Below are 17,832 nucleotides of genomic sequence, written 5' to 3' on the forward strand. Positions count from 1 at the left end.
TCCAATTTTCCACTTTCTTTATAGCATAACATACTTCAGCGCCTCTTGCTCCTCTTGAAGTCCAATGGGCTCACCACTTATGTGTAAATTAATCGTTAATGTTGTACACGTTCTTTTCTTTTTCTACTCTCTCTTGCTCTTCAATACAATATATAGCAAGCGGATTAGCTTTAAGTCTTTCGACTCCTATTTCTTCTCCTGTTCCATCGCAGTAACCATAAGTGCCTAATTTTATTTTTTCTAACGCCTCCTTAATTTTTTCTTTTCTATCTTTTCGACGCTTGATTAATTCCTCGTTTCCACTATCTTCATCAGAATAGTATGTATCAATACTATTATCTTCTAGTTCTTGTTTCTCTAACTCAGCGAGTATTGATTGTAACTTTAAGCTGAAGTATTCCAGTTGTTTTACGCTCATATATTCTTCATCTTCTGAAGGAGTGTAATCTTCTGGTGACTTTATTTTTGGTAACTTTTCCATAATTGCATTATCAAAAAAATAATAAAACCTATATAATTTATGAACAAAAAATTATACTACCTCAAAGTAAACACTATAATTTATAATAAACATTTAAAAGCCTAGTATGATCGACTCAGTAAAAAAATTAGTAATAGATGATAAGAACTTTACCTATATAGTATGTATTTTTATCATAATGTTAAGTTTATCTTCATTTACACTTAAAAACAACAATAAACAAGAAGTTATGTTAACATTAACATGGATATGTGCTACATTTGTTTTGCAGATTTCTACAAATAATTTGTTTACATCTGATTATCATGATGGAATATTAGAGCAAATCTTTGTACAGCCACTCTCTTCTAGGCTTATAGTTGCTTATAAAATTTTCGCTCACTGGTTATTATTTGGGTTACCGATTTCAGTAATTTCTTCCATATTCAGCTTTGCAATTCTAGGCAATAGTATTGAACACTCAATAGCAGTTGGAGTGTCTTTATTATTTAATACGCTGATAATCACTAATATTTCAGCTACTGGAAATGCATTGATGATTGGTCAAAACAACTTAGCATCAGGAGTATCGCAAATTCTTGTTTTGCCAATGATAATGCCAACCTTTGTGTATTTTAAAATGCTAACTCAATTTGAAAATTTATCCTTGAATATTTATACACTACTAATCACCATCTTAGTTTTTGTTATTTTGATTGTTAACAGCACTGTAACTACTCACATGGCACTAAAATTTGCTGTGGAACAGGATTGAAAAATCTTACTGTTATTCAGTAGACTTCTTGCATAACCTAGAAAAAAGGCAAATAGTTATTATAGATTTAGGTTTATCGACAATTTGAAAAACCTTCATTTCAGCATCCTTCCCTGTCATCCAAGTAGCCCTTCGTTGTCATCCCAGTGTCAAAAACTGGGATAACAGCTAACCTGACAACCGTCATCCCGCTACTTGTTAGCGGCTAAGAGATACCGTGACGGTATGACGGTTCGCGGTGGCATGACGATAAGCCTCATCATCCCGCTACGTGTTAGCGCCGCGGCGGTATGACGATTCGCAGCGGCATGACGAGAAAGGGGCTACTTGGATGATACCTTTTTTCTACTTAGTTTGGGTTATGCAAGAAGTCTATTCCTTCATAAGGAGAAGTAGTTAAAGGAATTTACTCTATTTCTCCCTCTTTTTTTATTATTTTTAATCTATAGTTAACGTAAAAGAGATATGCAAAAACTCTATTGATCCATAGTCTGCAAATTATTAATAACACTTACTTTAAAGAACCTCACTTTACGCTGATCTTTGAGCGCTCTTCTGTGGTATTTTGTAAGAGTATAACTTGTGAAATCGTCTTCCCTATAGATTAAAGAGTTACACTGCTTTATATGTGATGCTATCCACTCTGCATAGTCCTGATGATCGGTTGCAATGAATATTTCCCCTGTTATAAGTATTTTTTTTGCTAATAAATTTAAAAATTCCGTATTAATTAATCGTCTTTTATTGTGACTTCTTTTTGGCCATGGATCTGGAAAGAGAATAAAGAATCTTTCAACACTGTTATCAGGAAAATTTGCAATCAATTCTCTTGCATCTTCTGTCCACATTAAAATATTTTTTATGTTCTGTATTTCTATGTTTGTCAGCAAGCGAGAAACCCCCTTTAAGTAGGGCTCACATCCTATAAATAATAGATCAGGTTCATTGAGCACCTGGTAAAGCATATTTTCACCGTTGCCAAAGCCTATTTCTACCCATATTCTTTTTTGTGAATTTACAATTTTCTCTATAGATTCCTTGCTGTTTTGAATAGAATATTTTTCCAATATTTCATCAACATCAGGTTTTAGCCTGGACCTTCTGGAGAACGATCTAATCCACTTGCTATTCTTAAATAGCATATTCTTGATACATATATAATTTTCTCACTATATTTTATATAGCTTAAACAATTCTCGAAATGAGTTAATGAAAAATTACTTGTCAATAATTGTTAATATTATATAATATATGAGTTCTAATAAAGTTTAAGTTAAAGGTATGAATAATAATAATCCAGTCGTAAATCTACCGGTTACTATCAGAAAGCTATCATCAAACAAATTTATAGAAGAGATATGTCAAGGCCAATTTGAGGATCAAGATAATACCTTGTTTGAAGATTCTTTTGTTAACAAAATTAAAGAAGGAGATGTGGTAGAAGGTGTAATTACAAGAATAAACCCTAACGACGTTGTGGTTGATATTGGTTTAAAATCTGACGGGAGAATTCTGATCAAGGAACTCGGTTGTAATGATGAGGTCATTATTGGCTCGAAAATCAGAGTTTATGTGGAAAGAATTGAAGATTATCATGGTAATGTTGTTCTTAGTCGTGAAAAAGCAATTAGGGACGAAAAATGGAATAAGTTGGAAGAAGATACAGTTACAAGGGCTGAAGTAAGCGGAGTTATTAAACGCTCAATTAAATGTGGCTTTATTGTTGATCTTGGTGACGGAATAAGCGCTTTTTTACCGCTGAGTCATGTGGATTTGAAGCAAGTAAAAGATGCGAAGCACCTTATTGAAACTGAACAAAAGTTCATCGTGCTTAAAATGGATAAGAAGCAGGGCAATATTGTAGTATCAAGAAAGCTGGTGTTAGAAAAATTGCACGCTGGTGAAAAAATTAAATTTTTAGAATCTTTAAATGAAGGCGATATAATAGAAGGGAAAATAAAAAGTATCACTCATTACGGTGTATTTGTCGGTATTCATGAATCAGATGTAGTGGGAGTTATAGATGGATTGTTACATATTACAGATATCTCTTGGAGTAGGGTAAGTCATCCGTCTGCAGTTTTTACTTGTGGTCAGACTATAAAAGTTAAAATTATAAAAATAGATAAGGAAAATGCTAAAATTTCCTTGGGTGTGAAGCAGCTAGAAGATAGCCCTTGGCAAGATGCAGAGTCAAAATATCCAGTTGATAGTGTGAATAAGGGTTATGTAACAAGCATAGAAGATTATGGATTATTTGTTGAGCTTAGACCTGGAATTGAAGGTTTAGTGCACTCGTCAGAAATAACTTGGGTTAAGAGTAATTTACCAGTTAGTAGTCTCGTAACAAGGGGACAAGAAGTATATGTAAAAATTCTCAGTATTGACATTGCTAAGAGTAGGATGAGTTTAAGCATGAAAAGGTGTGTAGACAACCCTTGGCAAGTATTTATCAATAAATATCCTCCTGGTTCTATTGTTTCTGGTGAAGTGAAGAATAATACCGGCTCATATGTATCTGTTGCTTTCGGTGATTCTGAAATAGATGAGAACGTAGAAGGGACAATATATGTGAAAGATTTTAGTTGGTCTAAAAATGGTTCAGATGAGATAAAGAAGTATAATGTAGGTGATAAAATAGAAGCAAAAGTAATAAGGGCTAACGTGAATCGGGCAAGAACTTATCTTGGAATAAAACAAATAGAGTATGATCCTCTTGAAGAACTGATAAAGAAAGTTAAGGTAGGTGATAAAATACAGGTTATTGTAGGTAAGAGAGAAGATAATGGACTAGTCGTTGAAGTTGAGAACGATGTAACCCTTCTAATAGATCAAGAGCATTTACCAGAGAATAAAAAATTCTCTATATCAGAAAAAATAGAAGTTGAAGTATTGGGTGTTGAAGAATATAACATAGCATTATCTGCTAAGTGATAAGGTTTACTTATTTTGGCTTCATATAAATGGCAACAAAGTCTGATATAATAGCGAGGGTAGCAAAAAGACATCCTTTTTTAGATAAGATTGTTATAGCAGCTATAGTTGATAGATTTTTTGGGATACTTTCAAGCACATTGAAACATCATAATAGAGTTGAAATTAGGGGGTTTGGTTCTTTTTCAGTTAGAAGTTATAACTTGAAAGAAACAAGCCATTTAATGTTACAGAAGTTTACAAAGAATCAATACTTTAAAACATATTTTCGTAGCAGTAAAAAATTATCTGATTTGATAAATGAATAAAAATTTATACCATAAATAAGATGAAAGTAGGGGTTTGAGTTTATACTGTACGATAGAAATTTTTAGCACCATATGCAAGTAGTAGAAATAGTTATACGTAATAACACATATAAAATATCTTGCGAAAGTGGGAAGGGGAATCATTTATTACGCCTTGCTAATAGTTTTGACAAGTTAGTTAGTTCTGTATCTCAAAAAACTGGAGGTAAGGGTTCGGATGCATTAAATTTCTTACTTGCAGCACTAATTCTTGAGGATAAAATTTTAGAATTAACAAAGCGATTAGATGAAGTAAATCAAGAGCGCGAAAAGTATAGAAACGAGAAAAGAATAGAATATACTGAGGTACTAGATAAGGTAAATAAGATTATCACTAATCTTGAGTGCATAAAGGATTAGCTTCAATAAAGCAAGCAATTAAATTGACTATCTGACTATTCAAGCCAGGAGGGAGGTTTGTCTTACGAGTTATGTAACAATATAATTCGTAATCATCAAGATCAACTATTTTTTCGTATTCGATTAGTTCGCTTAAGGAAAATTTATCAAGATATTTCAATGCGAAATGCCCTAAAAGTATATCGGTTTCTTTGCAACCCCTATGCCAGCTTCTATATATTAATTTTCTTCTGAGTAGTGAGGTATCTGTCATTACAATTAAACTTTTTTTAATTTAAAAGTTAAACTAAATACTTGTCAAGCGAGGCGCATTTTAATATACTTAACATTTTGTTAAGATCTAAATATACAGGTGGAATTAATTTCTAATCTTATCCATCAATTTAGCGATGGAATATATTATTTTTTATCATTTTCTTTAATAATTTCTGTCATAGTATTCGTGCATGAATATGGGCATTATGTTGTTGCCAAAGCATGCAAAGTTAAAGTTGAATCTTTTTCCATAGGTTTTGGTCCTGAAATTTTTGGTTTTAACGATAAGTCTGGAACTAGATGGAAATTAAGCGCTGTTCCATTGGGTGGTTATGTTAAAATGCTAGGAGATACTAATGCAGCGAGTGTCCCAGCTGATCAACAAGAATTAACGGAAGAAGAAAAATTGTATTCATTTCATACAAAACCGCGTCATAAAAAAGCAGCAGTAGTTTTTGCAGGGCCTTTTGCAAACATGGTATTTGCTGTTATAGCTTTTACAATATTCTTTAGCATAGCAGGTTATTATCGCACTCCACCGGTGATTGAAAATGTAATCGAAGGTAGTGCAGCTAAGCAAGCTGGTTTGTTGCCAGGTGACACTATTACACAAATCAATGAGCATAAAATAAAATACTTTGAAGATATTTCACGTGTGATAATGTCGAATCCTAAAACAAGAATGGAGATTGAGTATAGCAGAAATAATGAGAAGCACAGGACCAGTTTAACTCCATTAATAATCAAGGACAAAGACGTTTTTGGCAAAACAATAGAAAGAGAAACTATAGGGATTATTTCAGTCAATACATTAAAGCAGTCGTCTTTTCTTGGGGCTGTGAGCTTATCAGTAAGTGAAACTTACCACACTATGTGCTTAACGATCAAAGCTCTCTTTCACATTATTGTTGGTAAAAGGAGTATCAATGAAATAGGTGGACCAATAAAAATCGCAAAATATTCAGGACAATCAGCTAAAAAGGGATTTATTATGGTTCTATATTTTATGGCAATCATTTCAGCTAATTTAGCTGCAATTAACTTGCTGCCAATACCACTGCTAGATGGTGGGCATTTATTTCATTATATCATAGAAGCGGTTATACGTAGGGATTTAAGCTTGAAATGTCAAAAATATGCAGCTATTTTTGGTGCTTTAGTGTTGTTTTTGCTTATGGCAACTGGAATGTCAAATGATATTAGGGATCTTTTTTGAAATAAAATATGAAAAAGCTATTTTATATACTGGTAGTGGTTTTTATTTCTTTTCCTGCCCTGCTTGTTGCTTTAGGAACTGCGGAAAAAGTGCAGGTGAAAGATGTCAAATGTATTGGTAATGAGAGGGTAAGCAACCAGACAATAGGGTTCTATATAAAACTAAAATCTGGTGATTATATAAACGACGATGATATAGACTCAATTATAAAAGATCTATATAAAACAAAGTTATTTGCTAGTGTTAATGCTTACATAGATGATAAAAAAAATTTGGTAATAAAAATTCAAGAAAATCCACTAATTAACAAGATAATATTAAAGGGTAATAAGTTATTTAATAGCAAAGAGTTACTAAATAATGTGATTCAGTCAAAATCGCTAACTATTTTCACTGAAACAAAATTGCAAAACGATTTAATGAATTTAATCACTACTTATAGAAATAACGGTAAGGTTGGCGTTAAAATTGAATATGAGTTGGAGAAGCTCGATAGTAATAGGGTCAATCTAATTTTCAAAATAAAAGAAGGCAAAACCTCTAAAATTAAGGATATAAGATTTATAGGCAATAAAAACTTTTCTGAAAATGAGCTAGAGCAAGTTATTAAAAGACATAGTAATGACATATTTAGTAAGTTATTTAGAGCCATTTTTAAAGGCGAAAATCATTATTCACCGCAATATCTATTGATTAACACAGAATTGCTCGATCGTTTTTATTCGTCTAAGGGATATATTCAAAATAATATTCAACCAATTGTTGAGGTTGATAATAACAATCAAACAGAGTTAACTTTTTTGATTGACGAAGGACAGCAGTATTTGTTTGGAAATAATGAGGTTAATATTGAAACTGAAATTCAGGATTTGAGCCTAAAAGAAGAAATATTGGATTTTATAACAGAGGAAAACGATAAGATATTTAATAGAGTTAAAATTAATAATACAGTAGAAAAAATAAACAAATATTTAAATGAAAAAGGATATATATTTGCAAAAGTTAATCCAGAGTATGCACAACGTGACAACGTTGTAGATGTAACCTACAGAGTGCTGCCGGGTAAAAAGATTTATATAAATCAAATTACAATTGATGGTAACGATCGCACTTTAGATAAAGTGATCAGAAGTAAGCTAAGTGTAGCAGAAGGTGATGCGTACAATATATCTGAGATTCAAAAGTCACGTAAAAAACTAATGAGTAGTGATTTTTTTGAAACAGTGAAAGTAAATAGTTACGCAGTTAATGACAATACAGTAAATCTTGACTTAAATGTTAAAGAAAAAAACACTACTTCGTTGTATTTGGGAGGCGGTGTGTCTCTTCCTGGTGGAGCATTGATTAAAATTGACCTCAAAGACCGTAATTTATTTGGTACTGGAAAAGAGCTCTCTTTTGCTCTTGAAAAAAGTCAATACGTATTTTCTACTGATTTAGAGTTTGTTGAAAATAATTTTAATGATTCTGATACGTCACTAGGTGTAGACGTATTTTACGAAAAACAAGATAAGCCAAACACTACTTTTGATAGTTGCGATATGGGATTTTTTACAAAGTTATCATATAAAGTCACAGAGAACTTAACTAATTCCCTTCGCTATTCTTATAAGTATAATCATATACACATGGATAATAAGGGTGGACAAGACACCGATATCTCTGAAATAATACTGGACCGAAAAGGTGAACATCAGATTTCATCAGTGGGATACACGTTGGCACATAATAAACTGGATAACCTCTATACTCCAAAAGAAGGGTATTTACTGAGCTTAAGTCAGGATATTTCAGGATTGGGAGGAAACGTGAATTTCCTAAAATCTGAATTCTTATCTTTTTATACGCACCCTATATTAAGCAAAATTGACGATGATATAACTCTACGCTTTAAGATGGCGGCAGGTCATATTTTTTCTTATACTGATGAAAATCTAAACATTGGCCAGCACTTTTTTAAAGGGGGTAATGAGATTAGAGGGTTTGACCTTTCCGGTATTGGACCAAGAGCAGAAGACAAAAATAAAAGCTCATTAGGAGGCAAAACTTATTTTAATCTAACACAGCAAGTGGATTTTCCTCTACCAAAACTATATGACTATGCTGGTATCAAAGGCTCACTATTTGTTGACTATGCGACACTTTTTGGCTTAGATGATAAAAATAAGAAGTATGAAGGGAAATACTATGATAGCAAGCTTGTGAGAGTGTCACCAGGTTTTGGCTTTTCAATGCTTTCTCCTTTTGGTAGACTTAGATTGGATTTCGGGTTTCCTTTAGTAAAGGAATCTTATGATATAATACCATCACCAAATGTTAAATTTTCTATTGAAGCGGGGATTTGAATGAAATATATACAGTTATTTATATCAGTTATTGCCTTAATTATTTCCTTATTTGTGGGGTATAAGTTTGTAGGATATCAACCTCAGAACACAAAGGCTGCCATTATTGATAGTGATAAAGTTATCAATGAATCTCTTGCTCTGCAAAACATACAACAACAAATAAAGGAGCAGAATTCTAGATTACAACAAGAATTTGAAAGTGAGTTAGAAAAACTTAAGCCATCAAAAGAAGAATTTGAACTTTTGTCAGAAGAAGCAAAAAAAGAAAAGACAGAACAGTTTAATAAGCACACTGTAAATACTAGAGATAATTACGCTAAAAAAATGTTACATTTAGAAGAAAGCTATAGAGACGCAGTAGAGAGTGTTTTTAACAAGATAAAAGAAGTCGCTAAAAAAACGGCAGAAAAAAACAACATAGATTTGGTACTATTTATTTCAAAAAAGAACCAAGTTTTATACTCCATGGATGAAGTTGATTTATCAGATGTGGTATTAAACAATATAAACAAGAAAATACCTGAATTTGCTTTGAAAGGCATTGAGTAGGCTTATGCAATTTAATATCAGTGATATTATAAAAATATTACCACATTCTTATCCGTTTCTCTTAGTAGATAGAGTTATAGAGTGTGATCCTGGTAAAAGTATAAAAGCAATCAAAAATGTGACTTTCAATGAGCCATTTTTTATTGGCCACTTCCCTGGTCATCCGATAATGCCAGGAGTCTTGATAATTGAATCTCTAGCTCAGGCATCTGCTATATGTGTTCTAGGTAAAGAAACAATAGAAAATAAAGTTGTTTACTTGAGATCCATTGAAAATGCAAAATTCAGAAAGCCAGTTACTCCAGGGGACACATTGATTCTTCAAGCTAACATTCAAAGTGTGTGTTTAGGTGTACACAAATTTAGGTGTATTGCATCTGTTAGCGAAGAAAAAGTTGCAGAAGCAACAATCTCAGCAGTATTGCAAAATAAATAAAATCTTCATCTGTAAGAAACAGCATGTACACTGTATAGTATAGCAATGAAGCTGAATTTCAAAATCTCATTTTCGAATCTATATACTCGCAATGGATTAATAAAATTAGATGAGACATTTTTGAATTATATCAAATCATGTGATGAGAGCTTGTTTTGTTCATTAATTGAAGCAAGAGAAAAAGCAGCTTCTTCTTCGATGTCATCCCAGTGTCACCCCCCGTCATCCCAGTGCTTGACACTGGGATCTAGAAAACAAGAAGGACGGTCAGCTACTTGGATGACAGATAGTCAGTTAATAGTAGACCTCTCATATTTACTTGATGAATTTATTGCAAAACTTTTCAATGTTGAAAAAGAAATAGAGGAGCTAAAGAAAAAGCACAACGACTTTGCTGTAATATATAAATGCAAAAGGTTATTTGTCCAACGCTATGCATTGAAGAAATACACTAATGTGGCGAATATAGATATTACTAACAAACTAAGTCATTTTCTCACTTTGCCAACAACAGAAAAAAATTTTGCTGAGCAGGTGATGCATTGGTTTGAAGATAAAGAAAATCACAAAGAAGAAATAGAACTTGCAGCACAATATGCAGTGTGGAGAGTAAAAAATAAACAGAGTATATTATTCAGTATTCATAAAAAAATCGACCACGAAAACCTCATACCATTTTCTAAAAAAGAAGTGGACAAAGTTGAAGTGCTGTATTCAAATGAAGTAAAAAGACGATACGGTTTTGATCTAACAAGCAAAAAGGTGAGTTTGAATAAAGCACTAGATAATGCTCACTACTGCATATTTTGTCATAAGCAAAGTAAGGACAGCTGCTCAAAGGGGCTAATTAATAACGACAATACTTTTAAACAATCTCCACTAAAAGTTGAACTGCACGGCTGCCCACTAGAGCAGAAAATATCAGAAATGAATCTGGTGAAAAGCGAAGGGTACAGCATAGCAAGTCTTGCAATTGTGATGATAGATAACCCATTATGCGCAGCCACTGGGCACAGAATATGCAATGACTGCATGAATTCGTGCATATATCAAAAACAAGAACCCGTAAATGTGCCAGCAATTGAAACAAGGATTCTGGATGATGTGCTCAGTTTACCGTACGGATTTGAAATATATTCTCTGCTCAGCCGTTGGAATCCTTTAAATTTTCAGCGTTCATTGCCAAGAGGAAACACTGGAAAAAACGTTCTAGTTGTAGGCCTTGGTCCTGCTGGTTTTAATTTAGCTCATCATTTGTTGAATGATGGGCATAACGTTATTGCCATTGATGGACTAAAAATTGAGCCTTTGATCGATAATTTCCAGCTAATTAAAGATTTCAAACACGAAAAATTGAGTGAACGCATGGCAGGAGGGTTTGGTGGGGTGGCAGAATATGGTATTACTTCTCGGTGGGATAAGAATTACTTAAAGATTATTAGATTACTGCTGGAAAGACGTGAGAATTTCGTACTTTATGGAGGCATTCGTTTTGGTGGCACGATTAATGCTGATGACGCGTTCAACTTGGGTTTTGATCACATCGCCCTAGCACTTGGCTCTGGTAAGCCACGAATGATCAAAATAAAAAACATACTAGCTCGTGGAGTACGCATGGCATCTGATTTTCTGATGTCGTTACAACTGACTGGCGCTCTTAAATTCGATTCTATAGCAAATCTGCAAGTTCGTATGCCGATAGTTGTCATAGGTGCGGGGCTTACTGCGATTGACACTGCCACTGAAGCTTTAGCGTATTATCCAATTCAAGTAGAAAAATTTCTTCTTCGTTATGAGATATTAGTTGATAAGTATGGAAAGGACTGTGTTGAAAAAGATTGGACAGAAGAAGAGCGCGAAATTGCGAATGAGTTTATATCGCACGCACAATTGATCCGAGAAAAGCAAAAGTTAGCAAAAAAAGAGAATAGAGAAATAAAAATATTAGAGTTAATGCAGAGCCTCGGGGGAGTGAAAGTTATATATAGAAAAGAGCTAAAAGATTCACCAAGTTATCGATTAAATAGCGAAGAGGTGCAAAACGCATTATCAGAAGGGATTTACTTTATTGAAAACTTAGAGCCAGTTGAAGTTGTGACGGGTAAATATAACCATGCTGAATTAATAAAACTGATAGACACAAAATCCGGCGAAATCAAACGTATAAAAGCACGTTCTATTTTTATAGCAGCAGGTACTGAGCCAAATACAGTTATTGCAACAGAAGATAAAAAGCATTTTAAATTAAGTAATGGGTATTTTACTCAATTGAATTCATTGGGAAAAGAAATAGATCCAATATTTTCTCCAAAAATGCAAAATAAAGATAGAATATTAGTGTATAAGCAAGGCAATAAAACAATCAGCTTTTTTGGTGATCTTCATCCTTCGTATAGCGGCAGCGTTGTGAAAGCTATGGCAAGTGCTAAGAACGGCTACCCTATTATTTCCCAGCTTTTGAATAGAGTTAATAGCTTCGTTTCTGTCATTCCAGTGTGTGATGTTGTGGGCCAGAAAAAAAATGCGTGGCCAAGTGTTGAAGACCTGGCTAATAAAGAATTATTTAATAGAATCAAAGAGCAATTCACTGCAAAGGTTATAAAAGTTCAATATTTAACAGACAAAGTTGTGGAAATAGTGATCAAAGCACCACTTGCGGCAAAGAATTTTAAGCCTGGGCAATTCTTTAGATTGCAAAATTTTGAAACCAATGGCAGAAAAGCCAATAATACAAACCTTGCTATGGAAGGTATAGCCGTAACCGGCACTGAAGTAGACAAAAAAAAAGGAATTATTTCCACTATTGTGCTGGAAATCGGCGGCTCCACTAATTTATGCAGACACTTAAGAGAAGGCGAGCAAATAATTCTTATGGGCCCAACTGGCAGACCTACTGAGGTTTACTAAGTCTCAATATTAAAGTGATGTCAAATTTTATTTCAAAAAGTAAATAATTTACTAACGCTCGTGCACAAATTAAAAATAAATTATGCACGAGTGTAGCGTTATGAATTAGGAGTGCTATATTAAAGCTTACCTCACTATTAAAGCTATCGGTCAGATTAGATTAAAAACCTAATCTGACCGGTTTCTCTATAACCCTCTAAACTCTGATATAATTATATGATAATTAGTTTAATTAGTGGTTAATATGCAAATTGATTTTATTCATATATTGAGATAGCATAAACCATATTGGTTTTAATTATTGTGCAACTTTATAAATCGTCACTGTTACTTCTACTGACTGTATTAATAGTTATAGTCCTAAAATTACCTGAAAATTTGAGCATTGCAGTAAATTGGTCTCTCCCAATTCTAGATTTTGATTTATCTTTTCGTACCATACTAATATCTTTTTTATCAGTTGCATTTTTAGCTGTTCTACCAGCACAAAATTTGACTTTTTCAGAGATGCTATCTTTTGCTGCTTACACTATTAGTTCACTTTATGCAGTTTTATCTGAACATATGATATTGGTTATAATATTCTGTGAATTAATGACCATCAGTGCATTTTTTATTATCGCAGCTAGCTGTAGAGATAGTGGACCTGCAATAAGGTACGCTTGTGTACACTTTTTCGTTGGAGTTATATTAATAGCAGGATTGGCACTTCAAAGCACTAACCTGATAATTTTGGGTTTATTGATAAACTGCGCTTGTTTTCCTTTTTCATTTTGGGTTGTTGATGCATATCCTGCTGCATCGCTACATGGCACCACATATCTCTCTTTATTTACCACTAAAGTCTCTTTTTTAGTGATGCTTTTACACACTTATAACCTATGGCAAGATTGTACTGAAATATTAGCGCTTGTAGGCACCATCACTGCAATTTACAGCATTATATTTGCTTCTCTCGAGCAAAATATTCGTAGATTTTTATGCTATAACGTTGTAGGACAAATGGGCTTGCTGATTATTGCAGGAGGTTTACTCAGCCCTTCGGAAAAGGCAATACCAATTTTGATACTGCATATAATCTTCTCTCTTGTTTATCAATCATTATTGTTTGTAGTCAGCAATTCGATTATTTCACGAACAAAAACAATTAGTTTTAATGGAGTAGGCAAACTGATGTCAGTGGAAGGCATGTGTGCTATAATCGCAATACTTACAATGGCTGCATTTCCTGGAACCGCTGGATTTATTAGCAAATCATACATTACAGCCGAGATTGAAGCAAGTGGTGCTAATTTAGAAGTGTATAAAAACTTATACAAGATTCTAAATTTACTGCTTTATTTAAGCGTGGGGCTCAAGTTTCTTTACTACATATTTATTGCAAAAAGTAAGTCAAAACCTTTAGCAGAGAGGGGAGGCAAAATGACTATGATTATTTTAGCATTTATATGCGTAATTGCTGGCAACCCTTACTTACCTATTTACAATAAACCTTCGATTTTCGATTTTGTGTACAACACAAAAAATATTTTGTCGCAATTTAATTTGTTATTATGTACCACTTTATTGTTCATTCTTTTACGCAAGTTATTTTACCCGAGAATAAATTTTAAAATGGATGTTGATTGGATTTTTAGAGCTTTCATACCCTATATTATCTTGCTGTTCAATCAATTGGTCTTTAAAGTGAGAGAAATGTCTGCCAACGTACTGCAAAACTTGACTAATTCACTTACTAGTTTATACTTTGATAATATTACTAAACTTAAGGAAGTGCTGGGTTATAACTCAGTGAGTTTTGTTTCAGCTTCTTCTCTCTTTTTAATGAGTATTCTACTAATGCTATTATGTTTAAGTCGTTAACCGAAAGTTTAAATTCTGTATTTAGTAAACTAAGAGGAAAGTCGATCATTTCTGAAGATGATTTTAATCTTGCCATGCGTGAAATACGCATAGCCTTAATTGAAGCTGACGTTTCACTTGAAGTTGCAAAAAAATTCATCAATGACATTAAAGATAAAGTGATTGGGGAAAAAGTCATAAAAAGTGTTTCTCCAGCACAAATGATAATTAAAATTGTGCAGGATAATTTAGTTGCAGTTCTCGGATCAGAGAAAAGTGACTTAAATCTAGCAGTTAAACCCCCTGCTGTGATTATGATGGTGGGCTTACAAGGTGCAGGTAAAACAACCACCTCAGGAAAGCTTGCTTTAAAGCTAAAAAAGCAAAAGAAAAAAGTGATGCTTGCCTCTTTAGACATTTATAGGCCGGCTGCCCAAAAACAACTTGAAGTGCTAGGTAAACAAATAGATGTGCAAACTTTACCTGTAGTAATAGACGAGAAGCCCATTACAATTACAAAAAGGGCACTAGCAACAGCAAAGAACGATAATTGTGATGTATTAATACTAGATACCGCAGGCAGGCTTCATATTGACAATAATATGATGAATGAGTTGAAAGCCGTAAAGGAAATAGCTTCACCTGCAGAAGTTATTTTAGTAGCCGACGCAATGATAGGCCAGGATGCGGTCAACATTGCCAAATCATTCAATGAGGTAATAGGTGTAACCGGCATTATTCTTACCCGTGTTGATGGTGATGCACGTGGTGGTGCTGCTCTTTCTATGAAAATGATCGCCGATTGTCCAATTAAATTTATTGCTTGTGGTGAAAAATTAAGTGGCCTCGATGATTTTTATCCAGATAGAATTGCAAAAAGAATACTTAGCATGGGTGATGTTGTCTCATTGGTTGAAAAAGCTGCTGAGATTGTTGGTCAGGAAGAAATTGATAAGTTACAAAAGAAAGTGAAAAAAGGTAAATTCGACCTAAACGACCTAGTGGGAATGTTAAAAACTCTGAGTAAAATGGATGGCATTAGCAACATAATGAAATTCATTCCTAGTTCATTTACAAAAAAGCTAAGTAGCAGTGTGCCAGATGACAATAAAGTGAAAAAATATATAGCCATCATAAACTCAATGACTGAAAAAGAAAGGCAAAATCCAGATATTTTAAATGGCAAAAGAAGACTTAGAATTTCTAAGGGGTCCGGAACAACTGTAACTGACATTAATCTTCTAATTAAGCAGTATAATCAAATGAGCTCTATGGTAAATAAGTTCAGTAAAGTTGACCATAGTAAACTCAAAGAATCTGATTTGATGGATATGCTAAGCAGAAAGTAAGTCAGCAGGTAGTGGAATGAGACAAATCATCAGTAAACCTTTAGCTATATCAAAAGCGGCTTAGGTCTCGCAAAAAAATTTACAGCTTCTTGCTAGCCAAGAAATTTATTATTAATTTTAAGAAATACTATAGCTGACCCAAGCAACACGTCATACCGCGATTCATTTCATAACTGTACGAACATTGTAGTGTGGGCCACCAGTGGGGTGTCATCCGAGTAGCTTGACTACTTGGATCCAGAAAAAAGAATGGTGTCATGAAAGTAGCCTCCTTCTCCTGTCATCCCAGCGCCCAGAGGTGTCATCCTTTTTTTTGGATTCCAGACTGGAATGACAGCAGTCCTACGTCATGCCACCGCGAACCGTCATACCGCGATTCATTCGCGGTATCTCTAGATCCCGCTAACAAGTAGCGGGATGACGAGGTCAGGGTGTCATGAAAGTAGCTGACACTGGTTTCCATCCAAGACAGCAGTAGCCCCTTCGGTGTCATTCCAGTGCCCAGACACTGGTTTCTATCCAAAAGGGTGTCATCCCAGTGCCCAGACACTGGGATCCAGGAAAGTTTGCTTGTGGGCAAGCAAACTAGCACAGAAAGTGGTTACAACATTTTCGATGAGATTGCAGAAAGGCTGGATTCCAGTGCCAAGCACTGGAATGACAGCAGTCCTACGTCATACCGCGATTCATTCGCGGTATCTCTAGATCCCGCTAACAAGCAGCGGGATGACGAGCTTATCGTCACGCCGCCACGAACCGTCATACCGCCGCGGCGCTAACAAGAGATCCCGCTAACAAGCAGCGGGATGACGGTTGTCGTTTAGCTACAAACATTAAGAAATTTACCAAATGAAAAAAAAGGCAAAAGAAGCCCCGTAGTGCGAGTTTTGACTCTCTATTACTGTAAGTGGCGCTGTAATAATGTGCTAACGCTTAAAATAAGCGCGATTTGGCTGAATGTAGAAAAATTTTAAAAGACATGCAGCCGCTATAATTTTATGTAATCCGCCAAAAAATACCCTGAGTTTTTACTGAATTTTGTCATTGAGCCTGCAGGTCAAAAACAAGTTTTGAGTCATAAATACCCTTAACACTATAATAAGGGGGCTGGCGGAGTTTGTCAAGCAAGTTTTTTCGTTTCTATTGTAATGACAGTTATGGCCTGTGCAAGAAATCTATTGATTTACAGCAGGTTCTTTGTTACAGTTCGTAGTTATGCAAAGAAACTTAAAGCCTCATGAGTTTATTTACAGCCAGTGGTTTACATAATTTGGAGCTGTATAGCTGAGTATTGTATATGATAATATTAATAACAAACGATGATGGTTTTGGAAGTGAAGGAATAAAATTACTCAAAGAGATTGCACGGAATTTTGCGTCAGAAATATGGATAGTGGCACCAGATACTGATAGAAGCGGGGCTGCAAGATCTCTTGATTATCCAGTGAAACAATCTATTGGAATAAACCAACATAGTGAAAGGGAATTTAGTGTGTCTGGTACTCCTGCAGATTGTGTCATTATTGCGCTAAATAAAGTTATGAATAAAAAACCAGACTTAATATTGTCCGGAGTAAATATTGGATCAAATGTTGGGGACGATATTTGTTATTCAGGAACAATTGGTGCTGTAATGGAAGGTGCTGCAAGGTCTATACCTTCTATTGCACTGAGCCAAGTTTATCATGATAAAATAGACTGGCACAATACAAAGGTTTTTGCACCAAAGGTTATTGCCAAGCTAGTTAAGGTTGGTTGGCCTAAAAACATAGTGATGAGTGTAAATTTTCCTGCTACGGAAAAAGTAAAAGGAGTAGAATTTGCTGAACAAGGTGAATATAACATTGATGGGGATTTAATTTTTACTGAAAATTCGAATGGCTCTTTTAGCTTAAATTGGTCTCGAGAGCACTCAGGCAGTGGTAGTATAAATAAAATAAAAGAAGGATTTATTACTATCACACCAGTAAAATTAGATTTTACAGATTATGATACATTGAATGCTATGAAAAATTCTTGTGCAGACGAATTTTCTTCTATAGCTGACTGAGAAA

The 17,832-nt window shown here is 34.3% G+C and carries 15 protein-coding genes; 12 read left to right on the forward strand and 3 right to left on the reverse strand.

Annotation, left to right across the window (positions count from 1 at the left end):
- Nucleotides 1–88 precede the first annotated feature (88 nt).
- Entirely contained in the window at nucleotides 89–481 is a 393-nt protein-coding gene (locus AAGD59_RS00195; RefSeq protein ID WP_010963040.1) for a TraR/DksA family transcriptional regulator, read from the reverse strand.
- 106 nt (nucleotides 482–587) lie between these two features.
- Between AAGD59_RS00195 and AAGD59_RS00200 the strand changes: the two genes are divergently transcribed.
- Complete coding sequence (locus tag AAGD59_RS00200) at nucleotides 588–1,235, forward strand: heme exporter protein CcmB (RefSeq protein ID WP_015589376.1); 648 nt, start codon at nucleotides 588–590, stop codon at nucleotides 1,233–1,235.
- Between the two features lie 476 nt (nucleotides 1,236–1,711).
- Here the strand turns inward: AAGD59_RS00200 and trmB are convergent, their stop codons facing one another.
- Nucleotides 1,712–2,377, reverse strand: a complete 666-nt coding sequence (gene trmB, locus AAGD59_RS00205) for a tRNA (guanosine(46)-N7)-methyltransferase TrmB (RefSeq protein WP_012673367.1) — start codon at nucleotides 2,375–2,377, stop codon at nucleotides 1,712–1,714.
- A gap of 139 nt (nucleotides 2,378–2,516) precedes the next feature.
- On the opposite strand from trmB, the gene AAGD59_RS00210 reads away from it, so the two are divergent.
- The 3 genes from AAGD59_RS00210 (at nucleotide 2,517) to AAGD59_RS00220 (ending at nucleotide 4,876) form a co-directional block, all read left to right on the forward strand.
- Complete coding sequence (locus AAGD59_RS00210) at nucleotides 2,517–4,169, forward strand: 30S ribosomal protein S1 (RefSeq protein WP_015589375.1); 1,653 nt, start codon at nucleotides 2,517–2,519, stop codon at nucleotides 4,167–4,169.
- A 29-nt stretch (nucleotides 4,170–4,198) separates the two neighbouring features.
- The gene (locus AAGD59_RS00215) at nucleotides 4,199–4,477 is read left to right on the forward strand and encodes an HU family DNA-binding protein (protein ID WP_010963035.1); all 279 of its coding nucleotides are present in this window, start codon (nucleotides 4,199–4,201) and stop codon (nucleotides 4,475–4,477) included.
- A 72-nt stretch (nucleotides 4,478–4,549) separates the two neighbouring features.
- On the forward strand, nucleotides 4,550–4,876 hold the full coding sequence (locus AAGD59_RS00220) for a cell division protein ZapA (RefSeq protein ID WP_010082086.1): 327 nt from the start codon (nucleotides 4,550–4,552) through the stop codon (nucleotides 4,874–4,876).
- Here the strand turns inward: AAGD59_RS00220 and AAGD59_RS00225 are convergent.
- Entirely contained in the window at nucleotides 4,851–5,129 is a 279-nt protein-coding gene (locus AAGD59_RS00225; RefSeq protein WP_006279484.1) for a succinate dehydrogenase assembly factor 2, read from the reverse strand. The genes AAGD59_RS00220 and AAGD59_RS00225 overlap by 26 nt on opposite strands.
- Nucleotides 5,130–5,228: 99 nt before the next feature.
- Between AAGD59_RS00225 and rseP the strand changes: the two genes are divergently transcribed.
- From rseP to surE, 8 genes are all read left to right on the forward strand, one after another.
- Entirely contained in the window at nucleotides 5,229–6,347 is a 1,119-nt protein-coding gene (rseP, locus tag AAGD59_RS00230; RefSeq protein ID WP_265027898.1) for an RIP metalloprotease RseP, read from the forward strand.
- An 8-nt stretch (nucleotides 6,348–6,355) separates the two neighbouring features.
- The gene (gene bamA, locus AAGD59_RS00235; protein ID WP_341812923.1) at nucleotides 6,356–8,692 is read left to right on the forward strand and encodes an outer membrane protein assembly factor BamA; all 2,337 of its coding nucleotides are present in this window, start codon (nucleotides 6,356–6,358) and stop codon (nucleotides 8,690–8,692) included.
- On the forward strand, nucleotides 8,693–9,244 hold the full coding sequence (locus AAGD59_RS00240) for an OmpH family outer membrane protein (protein ID WP_077188197.1): 552 nt from the start codon (nucleotides 8,693–8,695) through the stop codon (nucleotides 9,242–9,244).
- A 4-nt stretch (nucleotides 9,245–9,248) separates the two neighbouring features.
- On the forward strand, nucleotides 9,249–9,680 hold the full coding sequence (gene fabZ, locus AAGD59_RS00245) for a 3-hydroxyacyl-ACP dehydratase FabZ (RefSeq protein WP_006279640.1): 432 nt from the start codon (nucleotides 9,249–9,251) through the stop codon (nucleotides 9,678–9,680).
- Nucleotides 9,681–9,725: 45 nt separating this feature from the next.
- A complete protein-coding gene (locus AAGD59_RS00250) occupies nucleotides 9,726–12,587 on the forward strand; it encodes an FAD-dependent oxidoreductase (RefSeq protein WP_341812924.1) in 2,862 nt (953 codons plus the stop codon).
- A gap of 303 nt (nucleotides 12,588–12,890) precedes the next feature.
- Entirely contained in the window at nucleotides 12,891–14,450 is a 1,560-nt protein-coding gene (locus AAGD59_RS00255; RefSeq protein WP_015589371.1) for a proton-conducting transporter membrane subunit, read from the forward strand.
- The gene (gene ffh, locus AAGD59_RS00260) at nucleotides 14,435–15,778 is read left to right on the forward strand and encodes a signal recognition particle protein (protein ID WP_341812925.1); all 1,344 of its coding nucleotides are present in this window, start codon (nucleotides 14,435–14,437) and stop codon (nucleotides 15,776–15,778) included. Before AAGD59_RS00255 ends, ffh begins: the two co-directional genes overlap by 16 nt.
- A gap of 1,297 nt (nucleotides 15,779–17,075) precedes the next feature.
- Nucleotides 17,076–17,828 carry a 5'/3'-nucleotidase SurE gene (gene surE, locus AAGD59_RS00265; protein ID WP_015589369.1) on the forward strand — a complete coding sequence of 251 codons (753 nt, stop codon included), beginning with the start codon at nucleotides 17,076–17,078 and terminating at the stop codon, nucleotides 17,826–17,828.
- Nucleotides 17,829–17,832: the final 4 nt, after the last annotated feature.

The organism is Wolbachia endosymbiont (group A) of Cephus spinipes, from assembly GCF_964026895.1.
GTDB lineage: Bacteria > Pseudomonadota > Alphaproteobacteria > Rickettsiales > Anaplasmataceae > Wolbachia > Wolbachia pipientis.

Excerpts from the sequence above, each read along its gene's own strand:
- ffh (WP_341812925.1), top strand. The coding sequence starts at position 14,435 with ATGTTTAAGTCGTTAACCGAAAGTTTAAATTCTGTATTTAGTAAACTA.
- fabZ (WP_006279640.1), top strand. The coding sequence starts at position 9,249 with ATGCAATTTAATATCAGTGATATTATAAAAATATTACCACATTCTTAT.
- AAGD59_RS00250 (WP_341812924.1), top strand. The coding sequence starts at position 9,726 with ATGAAGCTGAATTTCAAAATCTCATTTTCGAATCTATATACTCGCAAT.
- surE (WP_015589369.1), top strand. The coding sequence starts at position 17,076 with ATGATAATATTAATAACAAACGATGATGGTTTTGGAAGTGAAGGAATA.
- AAGD59_RS00225 (WP_006279484.1), bottom strand. The coding sequence starts at position 5,129 with ATGACAGATACCTCACTACTCAGAAGAAAATTAATATATAGAAGCTGG.
- AAGD59_RS00240 (WP_077188197.1), top strand. The coding sequence starts at position 8,693 with ATGAAATATATACAGTTATTTATATCAGTTATTGCCTTAATTATTTCC.
- AAGD59_RS00220 (WP_010082086.1), top strand. The coding sequence starts at position 4,550 with ATGCAAGTAGTAGAAATAGTTATACGTAATAACACATATAAAATATCT.
- AAGD59_RS00210 (WP_015589375.1), top strand. The coding sequence starts at position 2,517 with ATGAATAATAATAATCCAGTCGTAAATCTACCGGTTACTATCAGAAAG.
- AAGD59_RS00215 (WP_010963035.1), top strand. The coding sequence starts at position 4,199 with ATGGCAACAAAGTCTGATATAATAGCGAGGGTAGCAAAAAGACATCCT.
- trmB (WP_012673367.1), bottom strand. The coding sequence starts at position 2,377 with ATGCTATTTAAGAATAGCAAGTGGATTAGATCGTTCTCCAGAAGGTCC.
- bamA (WP_341812923.1), top strand. The coding sequence starts at position 6,356 with ATGAAAAAGCTATTTTATATACTGGTAGTGGTTTTTATTTCTTTTCCT.
- AAGD59_RS00200 (WP_015589376.1), top strand. The coding sequence starts at position 588 with ATGATCGACTCAGTAAAAAAATTAGTAATAGATGATAAGAACTTTACC.
- AAGD59_RS00195 (WP_010963040.1), bottom strand. The coding sequence starts at position 481 with ATGGAAAAGTTACCAAAAATAAAGTCACCAGAAGATTACACTCCTTCA.